This window comes from Dactylosporangium sp. CS-047395, assembly GCF_050942185.1.
GTDB lineage: Bacteria > Actinomycetota > Actinomycetes > Mycobacteriales > Micromonosporaceae > Dactylosporangium.
Genome location: NZ_CP192015.1, coordinates 3,650,357 through 3,664,063 on the forward strand (window position 1 = coordinate 3,650,357; position 13,707 = coordinate 3,664,063).

Genomic DNA, 13,707 nt, shown 5'->3' on the forward strand with positions numbered 1-13,707 from the left:
CGCCATGGTGGAGAAACCCCCGGCTCACGGGCTGCTCGCCGGGCGTACGGTGCTCGTCACCGCGGCCGCCGGCACCGGCATCGGGTACGCGACGGCGGAGCGCTGCGTCGAGGAGGGCGCCACCGTCGCGATCAGCGACCGGCACGAGCGGCGGCTCGCCGAGGCCGCGGAACGGCTGGGTGCGCTCGCCGTACCGTGTGATGTGACCGACGAGGCCCAGGTCCAGCGGCTCTTCGACACCGTCACCGAGCGGCTGGGCGGCCTCGACGTGCTGGTGAACAACGCCGGGCTCGGCGGCACGGCCGACATCGTGGACATGACCGACGAGCAGTGGTCGTCGGTGCTCGACGTGACCCTCACCGGCACGTTCCGGTGCACGCGCGCGGCGCTGCGGCACATGATGCCGCGCGGCCGGGGCGTCATCGTGAACAACGCCTCCGTGATCGGCTGGCGCGCGCAGGAGGGCCAGGCCCACTACGCCGCGGCCAAGGCCGGCGTGATGGCGCTGACCCGGGTCTCCGCCGTCGAGGCGGCCCGGGCGGGGGTGCGCGTCAACGCCGTCGCCCCCAGCCTCGCCATGCACCCGCACCTGGCCAAGGTGACCACCGAGGAGCTGCTCGCCGAGCTGTCGCAGCGCGAGGCGTTCGGGCGGCCGGCCGAGCCGTGGGAGGTCGCGAACGTGATCGTCTTCCTGGCCAGCGACTACAGCACGTACATGACCGGCGAGGTCGTCTCGGTCAGCAGTCAGCATCCGTAGGGGTCGGGCAGGCAGGGGAACCGCATGGTTGACGACAGCGCCGCCGGCCGCACCGGCGAACCGTTCACGCTCGACGTCGAGCGCGGCAAGATCCGCGAGTTCGCGCGGGCCACGCACTCGGCGAATCCGGCGTATCTGGAGGGCGACGATCCGGTGGTACCGGCGACGTTCCTCACCACCGCGTTCTTCTGGCAGCACGGCGCGGCCGACCCGTGGCAGGCCGTGGCCATGGACCAGCACAAGGGGCTGCACGCCGAGCAGGAGTTCGTCTTCCACGGCCCGCCGCCGCGGGCCGGCACCCGGCTCACCGGCGTGTCCCGGATCGAATCGGTCACGCGCAAGGAGGGCCGCTCGGGGCCGCTCGCGTTCGCCGTCATGGTGACCGAGTTCCGCGACGACACCGGCCGCCTGGTCGCCACGGCCAGGCTGACCGGGGTGGAGGCCGGATGAGCGCGTTCGTCGTCGGGCCGCTCACGCGGACGGATCTGGTCAGGTACCAGGGCGCCTCGGGCGACTTCAACCCGATCCACCACGACGAGGAGTTCGCGCGCGCGTCCGGGCTGGCCGCGCCGCTCGCCCTCGGGATGCTGCAGGCCGGATTCCTGGCCACCTGGGCCACGGACCGGTTCGGGGCCGAGAACGTGCGCGCGTTCCGCGTCCGGTTCGCCGCGCGGGTGTTTCCCGGCGACACCGTGACGTGCGACGGTGCGATCACCGCACGCCGCCCCGGCGAGCTCGACGTCGAGATGACCTGCACCACACAGGACGGCACCGTCGCCGTGTACGGCTGGGCGACCTTCGCAACGGATGGTACCGAATGATCGAGTCCACTGTGGACGAGCACGGCGTCGCCGAGATCGTCATGAACAACCCGCCGGTCAACGCGCTGCCGGTCAAGGGCTGGTTCGACCTCGCGGCCGCCCTGGACGTCGCCGGCGCCGACCCGGCCGTGCGCGCCGTCGTGCTGCGGGCCGAGGGGCGCGGCTTCAACGCCGGCGTCGACATCAAGGAGCTGCAGGCGGCCAAGGACTTCGGCGCGCTCGTCGGGGTGAACAAGGGCTGCGCGGCCGCGTTCGCCGCCGTGTACGACTGTCCGGTTCCGGTCATCGTGGCCGTGCACGGCTTCTGCCTCGGCGGCGGGATCGGGCTCTGCGGCAACGCGGACATCATCGTGGCCAGCGAGGACGCGACCTTCGGGCTGCCCGAGGTCGACCGCGGGGCGCTCGGCGCCGCCACCCACCTGTCGCGGCTGGTCCCGCAGCACAAGATGCGCGCCATGATGTACACCTCGGCCACCGCGACCGCCGCCGAGCTGCACGCGTTCGGGTCGGTGCTGCGGGTCGTGCCGCGCGACGAGCTGCGCGACGCCGCGCTGACGATCGCGCGCGACATCGCGGCCAAGGACCCGACCGTGATCCGGGCGGCCAAGGAGTCGCTCAACGGCATCGACCCGTGGGATCCGAAGCGGTCGTACCGGTACGAGCAGGGCTTCACCTTCGAGCTCAACCTCACCGGGGTCGCCGACCGGGTGCGCGACGAGTTCGGCCAATGAGCACGGTCGACCTGGCCGACTCGCCCGCCGAGGCGGCGTTCCGGGCCGAGGCGCGCGACTGGTTGCGCGCGAACGTGCCGGCCGAGCCGCTGCCGTCGGGCGACACGCGGGAGGGCTTCGCCGTACACCTGGAATGGGAACGGCGGCTCTTCGACGCGCGCTGGGCGGTCGTGTCGTGGCCCGAGGCCTACGGCGGGCGCGACGCGTCGCTGTGGGAGTGGCTGATCTTCGAGGAGGAGTACTACGCGGCCGGCGCCCCGCAGCGGGTCACCCAGAACGGCATCTTCCTGCTCGCGCCGACGCTGTTCGAGTTCGGCACCGACGAGCAGCGGGACACCCTGCTGCCGCGGATGGCGGCCGCGCGGGACCTGTGGGCGCAGGGCTGGTCCGAGCCCGGGGCCGGCAGCGACCTGGCCGCGATCGCCAGCCGGGCGGTGCGCGCGGACGGCGGCTGGCGGCTGTCCGGCCAGAAGACCTGGACGACCCGCGGCGCCTTCTGCACGCACCTGTTCGGCCTGTTCCGCACCGACCCGGACGCGCACCGGCACCGCGGCCTGACCTACTTCCTCGTCCCGCTCGACGCCGCCGGCGTGACCGTGCGCGGGTTCGGCCGGCTCGACGGCGACGAGGGCTTTGCCGAGGTGTTCCTCGACGACGTGTTCGTCCCCGACGCGGCCGTCCTCGGCGGCGTCGACCAGGGCTGGAAGGTGGCGATGGCGACCACCGGCTCCGAGCGCGGCCTGACCCTGCGCTCCCCGGGCCGGTTCCTGCACGCCGCCGAGCGCCTGATCGCGCTGGCGGTCGCGCACCCCGACCGGCTGCGGCCGGCGCTGCGGGAGCGGATCGTGCGGGTGTGGCTGCGCGCCCGGGCGTACCGCCACTTCACGCTGCACCAGGTGACCGGCCTCGTCGAGGGGCGGCCGCCGGGCGCGCGGGCGAGCCTGAACAAGCTGTACTGGTCGCAGCTCGACATCGACCTGCACGAGGTCGCGCTGGCGCTGCTCGGCGCCGAGGCGCTGCTCGACTCCCCGTGGACGCGCGGGTTCCAGTTCTCGCTGGCCGGCCCGATCTATGCGGGCACGAACGAGATCCAGCGCAACATCGTCGCCGAGCGGGTGCTCGGCCTGCCCCGATAGGTCGGCCCGCCATGCGTTTCGCGCCAACTGACGAGCAGCTCGCCTTCGCCGACGCGGTCCGGGCCCCCCTCGCGGCCGGGGACTGGGAGGCCCTCGCCGCGATGGACGTTTTCGCCGACCTCGGCCTCGCACCGACCGACTTCGTCGGCGTGCTCGAGGCGGCCGGCTATGCGGCGATCGACGCGCCGTTCTCCGCCACCGCGTTCGTGGCCGGCCCGCTGCTGGCCGCGCTCGGCGATCCGCGCGGCACCGACGGCTCGCGCATCGCGCTGGCCGGGCCGGGCGGTCTCACCCCGTTCGGGGCGCACGCCGACTGGATCCTGCATCTGGACGACGGCGTCGCCCGGATCGGCGCCGCGGCCGGGGCGCCGGTGTCCACCGTGGACACCGCCCTGCACGCGGTCGTCTCGACCGGCGCCGGCGTGCTCACCGAGGACGCCGCCCTCGTGCGCGCGGCGCGGCTGCGGGCCGGGCTCGCGCTCGCCGCCGAGCTGGTCGGGCTCGGGCGGCGGATGCTCGACCTGACCGTCGCGTACGTCAAGCAGCGCCACCAGTTCGGCGCGCCCGTCGGCAGCTTCCAGGCCGTCAAGCACCACCTCGCCGACGCGCTGCTCGGCCTGGAGTTCGCCGCGCCCGAGGTGCTCGCGGCGGCCTGGGCGATCGAGCACGACGTGGACGCCGGGCGCGCCGTCGACGCCGCCGTGGTGCTCGCCGCCGAGGCCGCGCACGACGCCGGGCGGCACGCGGTGCAGTGCCACGGCGCCATCGGCTACACGGTGGAGTACGAGCTGCACCGGTACCTCAAACGCGCCTGGGCCCTGGAAGCCCTGGCCGACACCGGCACCCGCCTCGACCGCCTCGCCGTATCCCTCCTGGAGGACGTCCAATGAGCGACGACGTCGTGCTGTACCGCACCGATGGCCCGGTCGCGGTCATCACCATGCACCGGCCGCAGTACCGCAACGCGCAGAACTCGGCCATGACCTACGCCCTCGACGACGCGTTCTACCGCGCGGCCGCCGACGACGACGTCAAGGTGATCGTCCTGGCCGGTTCGGGCGAGCACTTCTCGGCCGGGCACGACATCGGCACCCCCGGCCGCGACATCGACACCAGCTTCGAGCGCCGGGCCGGCCTGTGGTGGGACCACGTCGGCAAGGAGGGCGCGGAGAGCCGCTACGCCCGGGAGTCCGAGGTGTACCTCGGGATGTGCCGCCGCTGGCGCGAGCTGCCCAAGCCGACGATCGCCATGGTGCAGGGCGCCTGCATCGCCGGCGGGCTGATGCTGGCCTGGTGCTGCGACCTGCTCGTCGCGGCCGACGACGCGTTCTTCGCCGACCCGGTGGTGCGGATGGGCATCCCCGGTGTCGAGTACTTCGCGCACCCGTGGGTCATGGGCCCGCGCTACGCCAAGGAGTTCCTGTTCCTCGGCGAGCGGGTGCCCGCCGACCGCGCCCTCGCGCTCGGCATGGTGAACCGGGTCGTGCCGCGGGCCGACCTCGAATCGTCCACGATGGACATCGCGCACCGCGTCGCGGCCATGCCCCGGCTCGGCCTGGCCCTGACCAAGAAGGCGGTCAACCAGGCCGAGGACCTCATGGGGCTGCGGGCCGGGATGGACTCGGTGTTCGGCCTGCACCACGTCGCGCACGCGCACAACGCCGAGGTCGGCAAGGACGCGCTCGGCGGGCACGACGCCAGGTCCATGCGCGACACGTCGTCATGAGCGCGCTCCGGTACCGCGGGAGCGTCGCCCTGGTCACCGGGGCCGCCTCCGGCATCGGGGCGGCCACCGTCCGCCGCCTGGTGCGCGAGGGTGCCCGGGTCGCGGCGCTGGACGTCGACCCGGTCGAGGAGTCCGCGGACGTCCTGCCGCTGCGCGTCGACGTGCGCGACGAGACCGCCGTGGCCGAGGCCGTGCGGGCCGCCGCCGACTGGGGCGGGCGGCTCGACCTGGTCGCCAACGTGGCCGGGGTGGCGTCCTACCAGCACACGTCCGAGGTGACGCTGGCCGAGTGGCAGCGGATCATCGGCATCAACCTGACCGGCACGTTCCTGGTCGCCCGGGCGGCGCTCGATCCGCTGGTGGCCGCGCGCGGTGCGATCGTCAACGTGGCGTCCCTGGCCGGGGTGCGCGGGTGGCGGTACAGCGCCGCGTACTCGGCGGCCAAGGGCGGCGTGGTCGCGCTGACCCGGTCGCTCGCCGTCGAACTGGCGCCGTCCGGCGTGCGGGTGACGTGCGTCTGCCCCGGGTCGGTGGACACGCCGCTGCGGGCGGGGCTCAGTCCGGTACCGAATCCGCATCCGCGTCTGGCGGGAATCGGCGGTGCGCTCATCGACCCGCCGGTGGCCGATCCGGCCGAAGTCGCGGCCGCGATCGCGTATCTGGGGTCGGCGGAGGCGCGGTTCGCCACCGGGGCCGTGCTGCGGCTGGACGGGGGAGCGGGTGTCTGACGAGACGATCGCCGACTACGTGGCGCGCAACGCGGGGGTGGCGTTCCACGCGCCGGAGGGCACGTTCACGTGGGCGGAGTACGACGACCTGTCCTCCCGGCTGGCGCGGTCCTATGTGGATACGGGATTTGTCCCGGGTTCGCGGCTGGCGGTGCTGCTGACGGGCGGTGCGCTGACCCACATCGCCTACCTGGCCGCCCAGAAGGCCGGTCTGGTCACGGTCGGGATCGGCCCGCGGGCCGGCGACGCCGAGATCGCGCACCTGCTGCGCAAGACCGGGGCCGCCCTCGCGACCCGCGCGACGCACCGCGGCCGCCCCGGTGCGGAGATCGCGGCCCGCTGCGGCGCGGCCCGGCACCTGGTGCTGGACCTGGACGCGCTGCCCGCGCTGCCGTCCGGGCCGCTGCCGGACGGCCGGGCTCCGCTGGGCCCGGGCGACATCTTCTTCCTCAACTCGACCTCGGGCACGACCGGCCTGCCCAAGGTGGTCCGGCAGACCCTGGACAACCGCAAGTACTTCGGGCCGCTCGCCCACGCCGCGGGCCGGATGGGGCCGGACGAGGTGTTCGCCAGCGTGCTGCCGGCGCCCTACGGGTTCGGGCTGTGGAGCGCGCACGTCGTCCCCGCCATGTACGGCTACCCGACCGTCCTCACCGCCGAGTTCGACGCCGCCGAGACGCTGCGGCTCATCGAACGGCACCGGGTGACCGTGCTGTGCGCGGTCACCGCCCAGTTCATCATGCTGCTCAACGACCCGGCGTTCGCGACGACCGACCTGTCCTCGCTGCGCGTCATGTTCACCGGCGGCGAGCGGGTGCCACTCGCCCGGGCCCGCGAGTTCGAACAGCGCACCGGCTGCGCGGTGCTGCAGTTCTACGGCTCCAACGAGGCCGGCCCCATCTCGGTGACCACGGTGGACGACCCGCCGGAGGCCCGCCTGACCACGGCCGGGCGGCCGGTTCCGGAGATGCGGCTGCGGCTGGCCGACGGCGGGCAGATCACCGTCAACGGGCCCGGCTGCACGCCCGGCTACCTCGACGACGAGGCGGCCAACGCGGTGCTGTTCGGTCCGGACGGCTGGCTGCGCACCGGCGACATCGGCTCCATCGACGCGGCCGGGTACCTGTCCATCACCGGCCGGATCGCCGACTTCATCATCCGCGGCGGGCACAACGTCAGCGCCCTCGTCGTCGAGGAGGCGGTCGCGGGCCATCCCTCGGTCGCGGCCGTCGCGGTGGTCGCCGCGCCCGATCCGGTGCTGGGCGAACGCGCCTGCGCGTATGTCGTCACCCGCGGTCCGCTCACTTTGGACGACCTGCGCCGGCATCTGGACGCGGCCGGGGTCGGCAAACAGAACTGGCCCGAGCACCTCGTCGAGCTGCCGGCCCTGCCGCTGGGCACCGGCGGCAAGGTGGACAAGGCCGCCCTGCGCGCCGACGCCGCCGCCCGCTACGGGGTCACGGATTCTGGCTGATCAGGGTCTGGGCCACCTGGCCGTCGCCGATCTCGCGGCCGTCCACGGTGGCCCGCACGTCGAACAGGTAGCGGCGCCCGCGCACGTCGGCGAGGACCGCGGTGACCGTCACCGACTGCCCGGCGCTGGCCGGTCCCGAGTGCCGGATGCCGATCCAGGTGCCGAGCGAGGCGGTGCCGGGGGCGAACACCGCGCGCAGGATGTCGGCCGCGGTGTCCTCCATGAACGCGATCAGCGACGGGGTGCTCAGCACCGGCTCGGCGTCCGGCACGTGGTCCGTCGTCACGTCCTTGGTCACCGCGAACAGCCGCGTGTACTGCACGCCCGGGCGCAGGTCCGTGCGCAACAGGGCGTGCGGGCGCGGCGTGCGGGCCGGTCCGCGGCGCACCCGCACGTCGGCGACGATCCGGTCGGGGCTCGCGATGCGCAGGGTCAGCACGTTCGCGCCGCGGGCCGCGACGCACACGCGCAGCGGGCCGGTGAGCGGGTCCCCGTGCCAGATCAGCTGCTCGACGTGGCAGTGCTCCGGCAGCGGTACCGGCGGCAGGCCCGCCGTCACCGCCAGCTCCAGAGGTTCACCGATCGGGGCCTCCCACATGTCGACCACGTGCACCCTCCCGCCTTGACACCGTCTCTCCGACCGACACAGAATGGCACAACCAAGCGCTTGTTTGGTAGTGCGGAAGGGGCGGCTCGTGCAGTTCCCACCCGGTACGGCTCCGGTGGCGGGCAGTGTCCACGAACGGTATGTCGCGGACCGCAACGCCGACGTCGGACGGTGGGGCGACGAGACGCTCCCCGACGTCGTACGCCGGCACGCGGCCAAGAACCCCGACGGGGCCGCATTCATCGCCGGCGACGATCGCATGACGTGGCAGCAGTTCGACGCGTGGTCGACCGCGTTCGCGCAGCGCCTGGTCGACGCCGACCTGGACCGGGGCGCGCGGGTCGGCGTGCTCCTGCCGGACGGCGTCGAGGTGCACGTGGTGTACCTGGCCGCGATGAAGGCCGGCGTGGTCGTGGTCGCGATCGGCCCGCGGGCCGCGCGCCTGGAGGTCCGGCACCTGCTGACCGTGGGCGGCGCGACGGCCCTGGTGAGCCAGGAGACCCACCGCGGCGAGCCGGTGGCCGGTCTGGTCGAGGGGCTCGGGATCGCCACCCACATCGTGTTCGGCGCCGCCTCGGCCCTGGACGCGGCTCCGGCGGACGCCGGGCTCGCCGGGCGGCAGCTCGGCCTGGGCGACATCCACCTGCTCAACTCGACGTCCGGGACCACCGGGATGCCCAAGTGCGTGGTGCACAACCAGAACCGCTGGTTCTACTACCACGAGCTCGCGGTCGAGTGCGGCGACCTGCGCGACGACGACGTGTTCCTGACGCTCATCCCGGCGCCGTACGGCTTCGCGCAGTGGACGGCCAACTTCACCCCGACGCTGCTCGGCTCCCCGACCGTCGTCATGCCGCGGTTCTCGGCCGAGGAGGCGCTGCGGCTCATCGAGCGCGAGCGGGTGACGGTGGTCTGCTGCGTGAGCACCCAGTTCATCATGATGCTCAACTCGGCCATCCTCGAACAGGTCGACCTGTCCTCGCTGCGCTGCATGTTCACCGGCGGCGAGGCCGTGCCGTTCGAGCGCGCGGCCGAGTTCGAGCGGCGCACCGGCGCGCGGGTCCTGCAGTTCTTCGGCTCGAACGAGACCGGCGCCCTGTCCCGCACCTCGGTCACGGACACCGTCGACCAGCGGCTCCGTACCGCCGGGAAGGTCATCGACGAGATGCGCGTCCGGCTCTTCGCCGAGGACGGCACCGACGTCACCGCGATCGGCGGCCCGGGCCAGGCGGCGTGCGCGGGCCCGGCCACCTGCCTGGGCTACTTCAACGACCCCGAGGCGAACGAGAAGCTCTTCACCGCCGACGGCTGGATGCTCACCGGCGACATCTGCACCGTCGACGAGGACGGCTATCTGCGGGTCGTGGACCGCAAGTCCGACTTCATCATCCGCGGCGGCAAGAACATCTCGGCCGCGGCGGTGGAGGACCAGGTCGGCACCCACCCGGCGGTGGCCATGGTCGCCGCGGTGGCGGTCCCGGACCCGACCTTCGGCGAGCGGGTGTGCGCGTTCGTGGTGCTCCGCCCGGACACCACGCTCGACCTGGACGGCCTGCGCGCGCACCTGGACGCGCGCGGGGTTTCCCGGGAGAACTGGCCCGAGCGCCTCGAACTGGTCGACGACCTGCCCCGCGGCTCGGGCGGCAAGGTGGCGAAGGCGCAGCTGCGGCAGCGCCTCCGCACCGGCTGAGGCTCAGGACGCCGCGCGGGCGTTGAGCGCCTCGATGGCCTTGTCCGCGTGCACGTCCATGCGGATCTCACTCTTGATGACGGCCAGCACGCGGCGGTCGGTGTCGATGACGAACGTCGCGCGTTTGGTCGGGATCAGCCCGATCGAGCGCTTCACCCCGAACTGCTCGCGCACCGCGCCGGCCGGGTCGGCGAGCAGCGGATAGCCGAGGCTGTGTCTGGCCGCGAACTGGGCCTGCCGCTCCACCTCGTCGCCGCTGATCCCGACCGGCTGCCCGCCCGCCGCGCGCAGCTCCTCCGCGGTGTCGCGGAAGTGGCAGGCCTCGCGGGTGCAGCCGGCACTGAGCGCGGCCGGGTAGAAGAACAGGACGACGGGGCCGTCCTCGAGCAGGGTGCTGAGCTTGCGCGGAGTGCCGGTCTCATCGGGGAGTTCGAAGTCCTCGACCACGTCGCCGACCTGCATGGGGGCTCCTTCCCGGGAACGTGTCGCCGCCAATCCTCCACGCCGGCGACGCAACCGCAAGATCGGGGGTGCCGCGGCCGCGGACCAGCGCCACTAGGATGGCTCGGTGATCGGACTCGAGGACGTGCGTTCGGCCCTGCTCGAGGCGTGTCCCGGGCTGGTGGTCGCGGACATCCGCCCGCTCGAGGCCGGGTACACCAGCCGGCAGTGGGTCGCCGACACCGACGAGGGGCCGCTGCTCGCGAAGACCCCGGTGCGCAATCCCGACCCGTCGCACATGCGCCGGCTGATCGCCGCGACCCGCCGGGCCGCCGACGGGGGTGTGCCGGTGGTGCGGTTCCGGGCGCTGGTGCCGCACTCCGCGTTCGTCGGCGGGCCGCTGCTCGTGCAGGAGTTCCAGGACGGAACGCCCGCCGATGCCGCCTGGGAGTCGATGTCGCCCGCGGCGCGGCTGGGCTTCGCGGCCGAGCTCGGCACCGTCGTCGGGCGCATCCACGCGTGCACCGGGCCGTGGTTCGGCGACATCCTCGCGGGCGGCGAGGCGTTCACCACCGTGCACGACTTCCTGCGCGCGCGGGTCGACGCGCAGCTGGCCAAGGCGCCCGGCGTGCTGGCCGCGGACCTCCTGGACCGCGCAGGTCCGGCGCTGCACGCGGCCATTTCGTCGGTACCGTCCGATGCGGTGCCCTCCCTCGTCCACGGCGACCTGTGGCGCCCCAACTTCCTGCTCCGGGACGGGCGCATCGGCTGCGTCCTGGACTTCGAGCACGGCCGCTGGGGGGACCGGTTCCTGGACTTCGGCAAGCTCGACGAGCACATCTTCGCCGCGTATCCAGAGGGCCGCGATCCGTTCCTGCGCGCCTACGACGCCGTGCTGCCGCTGCCCGGCGACTGGGAGGCGCGCGTCCGGCTCGGCACCGCCATCCACAACCTGGCGACGGCGGTCTACTTCGCCAGGTGGAACCCGGAGTACGTGCCCGAGTACGTCGACGGCCTCACGGCCTGGCTCGACCGGCCCTAGTCCTGCACGATCGCGCGCAGGCGGGTGCGTTGAATCTGGCCCGTCGCCGGGGTGCGCGGGATGGCGGCCACGACGGACACCCGGCGCGGCTGCTTGAACGACGCCAGCCGGCCGGCCACGTGCGCGCGGACGTCGGCGACCGTGGGCGGTTCGGTGCCGGGCGGCACGACCAGGACCGCGCAGACCACCTCGCCCCAGCGCGCGTCCGGCACGCCGACGACGGCCAGGTCCAGGACGCCGGGCAGGCCGCGCAGGGCGTGCTCGACCTCGGCCGGTCCGACCGACTCGCCGCCGGTGCGGATCACCTCGCGGGTGCGGCCGGTCAGGTACAGGTAGCCGTCGTCGTCGAGGCGGCCGACGTCGCCGGAGCGGTACACGCCGTCGAGGGGTTCGGCGCCCAGGTAGCCGTTCATGAGGGCCGGGCCGCTCGTACACACCTCCGCGTCGGCGTCCAGCCACAGGGCGTTCGGGGTCGCGGGGCGCCCGACGCTGCCGGGGCGGCGGCGCAGTTCCCAGTCGTGCAGGGCGGCCATCCGGCCGGCCTCGGTGGAGCCGTACAGGATCGTGGTGGTCGTCCCCGGCAGCCGCGACTTGATGCGCTCGACCAGGTCGGCGGCGACGGCGGACGTACCGGTGTCGGCGTGCACCAGCGAGCGCAGGTCGGCGTGGCGGTGCTCGTGGTCGAGCAGCCGTTCCCACACGGCCGGGATGCAGTAGAGCGCGGAGGGCCGGCGGCGCTCCACGACGTCGATCATGTCGGCGGCGTCGGCCCGGCGGACCAGGTGCACAGCGGTGCGGTGCTGCCAGGCCTCCATCACGTAGTGCCAGCCGCCGTAGTGGTACAGCGGGAACGTGCACACGACGCCGCCGTCGCCGCGCAGGCCGCTGGTGAACGTGCCGCCGCCCGGGGCCGCGCGCAGCCAGCTCGCGCGGTGGCTGACCAGGGCACCCTTGGGCGCGCCGGTGCTGCCACTGGTCAGGTACAGGATGTGCGGCTCCCGGTCGTCCACCGCCACCCGGGCGAAGCCAGGCGCGCCGCCGTCGAGGGTGGACGGTGGCAGGACCGCGGCCGAGAAGTCCACATCGGACAGCACCACCTTCGGGTCCACGTAGGAGCGGATGCGGTCCCGCTCCTCGCCGGGCAGGCCGGGATTGACGGGCGCGAACACCGCCCCGACGCGCGCGCACGCGACGAACGCCGCCACCGAGCGCAGGGTCGGCGTCACGCACCACAGCACCGTGTCGCCGCGCCCCACGCCCAGGCCCGCGAGCGCGTTCGCGGCGCGGTCGGCCCGCGCGTCGAGCTCACGGAACGTCAGCTGGTCGGGCCCGAGGGTGGCGGCGATCCCGTCCGGCACCGTCAGCGCCGCCGTCGTCACGATGTCCCCGATGAGCAGGCTCACGCGCGCGTCCCCCAGTCGAAGAGGTCCACCTGGGCCGGCCCGAGCGTGCCGTACCGCGACTTGTGCCGGGTGATCTCCAGCGCCTCCGGCAGCGCCGCCACGCCCCGCAGCCGGTGACTGATCAGCCCCTGCACGTCCACGTCGCCGCGCTGCACGAGGCGCAGGGCGTGCTCGAACACCGTGCTGCCCGGCGCGTACCCGCCGGCGCCCGAGCGCGGATGGACGAGCAGGACCGACCGTTCGCGCATCAGGGCGAGCGGAGCCGGATGGTGATCGGGCAGCACGGACACCATCACGATGGTGCCACCGCGCCGGACGCAGCGGGCCGCCTGCGTGAACTCGCCCGCGCACTCGAACACGACGTCGGCCCCGATCCCGTCGGTCGCCTCCATCACGGCCGCGTGCACGTCATCGCGGCCGACGTCAAGCACCAGGTCGGCCCCGGAGTGCTTGGCCAGGTCGCGCTTGGCCGCGCTGCGGCCGGTGACGATGATCAGCCCCGCGTTGCCGAGCCGGGCGACCTGCGTGTGCAGGACGCCCATCACCCCGGCGCCGAGGATGAGCACCGTGTCGCCGGGCTTGACGTTCGCGAGGGCGTGCCCGTGGATCGCGCCCGCGAGGGGCTGGACGGCCGCCGCGTGCGACGCGGACACCCCGTCGGGCACGCGCACGACGGTCCGCGCGGGAACGAGGACCCGCTCGGCGAACGCGCCCGGCCCGGTGAAGCCGAGCACCGCCGGGGAGGGGCACGCGTCGGGCCGCGCCCGCCGGCAGGCGGCACACCGCCCGCAGGGCGCGGTCTCCACGGCGGTGACCCGGTCGCCGACGGCCAGGTCGCCGGAGTCCGGACCGACCGCGCTGATCACGCCCGCGAACTCGTGCCCGCCGAACCGGGTCGGGCCGGCCTCCAGCCGCGCGGCGAGGACGGTGTGCATGGCGATCGGCTCGCCGGCCAGCAGCATGCATTCGGTGACGCTCGGCTGGACGCAGGACACGTCGACGACGGCCTCGCCCGGGCCCGGGACCGGGTCGGGGACCTCCTCGACGGCCGCGTCGCCGAATCCGCGTAGAACCAGTGCCCGCATCCACGACCTCCCTTGACGCCTGAATCAGATTTTGTATTCAATATTCAAACGGCGTCAAGGCCGGAT

At 73.9% G+C, this 13,707-nt stretch carries 15 protein-coding genes; 11 read left to right on the forward strand and 4 right to left on the reverse strand.

What is annotated here, in order from left to right; translation table 11 throughout:
* The first annotated feature begins 4 nt into the window (after positions 1-4).
* The 9 genes from ACQP00_RS17135 to ACQP00_RS17175 are packed head-to-tail and all read left to right on the forward strand — an operon-like array spanning position 5 to position 7,373.
* Positions 5-757, forward strand: coding sequence for an SDR family oxidoreductase (locus ACQP00_RS17135; RefSeq protein WP_433220132.1), 753 nt, complete (start codon positions 5-7; stop codon positions 755-757).
* 24 nt (positions 758-781) lie between these two features.
* Positions 782-1,207, forward strand: a complete 426-nt coding sequence (locus ACQP00_RS17140; protein ID WP_433220134.1) for an FAS1-like dehydratase domain-containing protein — start codon at positions 782-784, stop codon at positions 1,205-1,207.
* Positions 1,204-1,578, forward strand: coding sequence for a MaoC family dehydratase (locus ACQP00_RS17145; RefSeq protein WP_433220136.1), 375 nt, complete (start codon positions 1,204-1,206; stop codon positions 1,576-1,578). Before ACQP00_RS17140 ends, ACQP00_RS17145 begins: the two co-directional genes overlap by 4 nt.
* Positions 1,575-2,309, forward strand: a complete 735-nt coding sequence (locus tag ACQP00_RS17150) for an enoyl-CoA hydratase family protein (RefSeq protein ID WP_433220138.1) — start codon at positions 1,575-1,577, stop codon at positions 2,307-2,309. The genes ACQP00_RS17145 and ACQP00_RS17150 overlap by 4 nt, the downstream gene beginning before the upstream one ends.
* Positions 2,306-3,445 (forward strand): acyl-CoA dehydrogenase family protein, encoded by a 1,140-nt coding sequence (locus ACQP00_RS17155; RefSeq protein ID WP_433220140.1) that lies wholly within the window; start codon positions 2,306-2,308, stop codon positions 3,443-3,445. The genes ACQP00_RS17150 and ACQP00_RS17155 overlap by 4 nt, the downstream gene beginning before the upstream one ends.
* Before the next feature lie 11 nt (positions 3,446-3,456).
* Positions 3,457-4,335: an acyl-CoA dehydrogenase family protein gene (locus ACQP00_RS17160; RefSeq protein WP_433220142.1), complete on the forward strand. Its 879-nt coding sequence runs from the start codon at positions 3,457-3,459 to the stop codon at positions 4,333-4,335.
* Entirely contained in the window at positions 4,332-5,171 is an 840-nt protein-coding gene (locus ACQP00_RS17165) for an enoyl-CoA hydratase (protein ID WP_433220144.1), read from the forward strand. The genes ACQP00_RS17160 and ACQP00_RS17165 overlap by 4 nt, the downstream gene beginning before the upstream one ends.
* Positions 5,168-5,899 (forward strand): SDR family NAD(P)-dependent oxidoreductase, encoded by a 732-nt coding sequence (locus ACQP00_RS17170; RefSeq protein WP_433220146.1) that lies wholly within the window; start codon positions 5,168-5,170, stop codon positions 5,897-5,899. Before ACQP00_RS17165 ends, ACQP00_RS17170 begins: the two co-directional genes overlap by 4 nt.
* Entirely contained in the window at positions 5,892-7,373 is a 1,482-nt protein-coding gene (locus ACQP00_RS17175) for a class I adenylate-forming enzyme family protein (protein ID WP_433220148.1), read from the forward strand. Before ACQP00_RS17170 ends, ACQP00_RS17175 begins: the two co-directional genes overlap by 8 nt.
* Here the strand turns inward: ACQP00_RS17175 and ACQP00_RS17180 are convergent.
* Entirely contained in the window at positions 7,357-7,986 is a 630-nt protein-coding gene (locus tag ACQP00_RS17180) for a thioesterase family protein (RefSeq protein WP_433220150.1), read from the reverse strand. The genes ACQP00_RS17175 and ACQP00_RS17180 overlap by 17 nt on opposite strands.
* An 82-nt stretch (positions 7,987-8,068) precedes the next feature.
* Here ACQP00_RS17180 and ACQP00_RS17185 point away from each other — a divergent pair, with 82 nt between their 5' ends.
* Entirely contained in the window at positions 8,069-9,670 is a 1,602-nt protein-coding gene (locus ACQP00_RS17185; RefSeq protein WP_433220152.1) for a class I adenylate-forming enzyme family protein, read from the forward strand.
* A 3-nt stretch (positions 9,671-9,673) separates the two neighbouring features.
* Here the strand turns inward: ACQP00_RS17185 and ACQP00_RS17190 are convergent, their stop codons facing one another.
* A complete protein-coding gene (locus tag ACQP00_RS17190) occupies positions 9,674-10,132 on the reverse strand; it encodes a peroxiredoxin (RefSeq protein ID WP_433220154.1) in 459 nt (152 codons plus the stop codon).
* A gap of 106 nt (positions 10,133-10,238) precedes the next feature.
* Here ACQP00_RS17190 and ACQP00_RS17195 point away from each other — a divergent pair, with 106 nt between their 5' ends.
* Positions 10,239-11,153, forward strand: a complete 915-nt coding sequence (locus ACQP00_RS17195) for a phosphotransferase family protein (protein WP_433220156.1) — start codon at positions 10,239-10,241, stop codon at positions 11,151-11,153.
* Here the strand turns inward: ACQP00_RS17195 and ACQP00_RS17200 are convergent.
* Entirely contained in the window at positions 11,150-12,556 is a 1,407-nt protein-coding gene (locus ACQP00_RS17200; RefSeq protein ID WP_433220158.1) for a class I adenylate-forming enzyme family protein, read from the reverse strand. The two genes, ACQP00_RS17195 and ACQP00_RS17200, sit on opposite strands and share 4 nt — an antisense overlap.
* Complete coding sequence (locus ACQP00_RS17205; protein ID WP_433220160.1) at positions 12,553-13,641, reverse strand: zinc-dependent alcohol dehydrogenase; 1,089 nt, start codon at positions 13,639-13,641, stop codon at positions 12,553-12,555. Before ACQP00_RS17205 ends, ACQP00_RS17200 begins: the two co-directional genes overlap by 4 nt.
* Between the last annotated feature and the right edge of the window lie 66 nt (positions 13,642-13,707).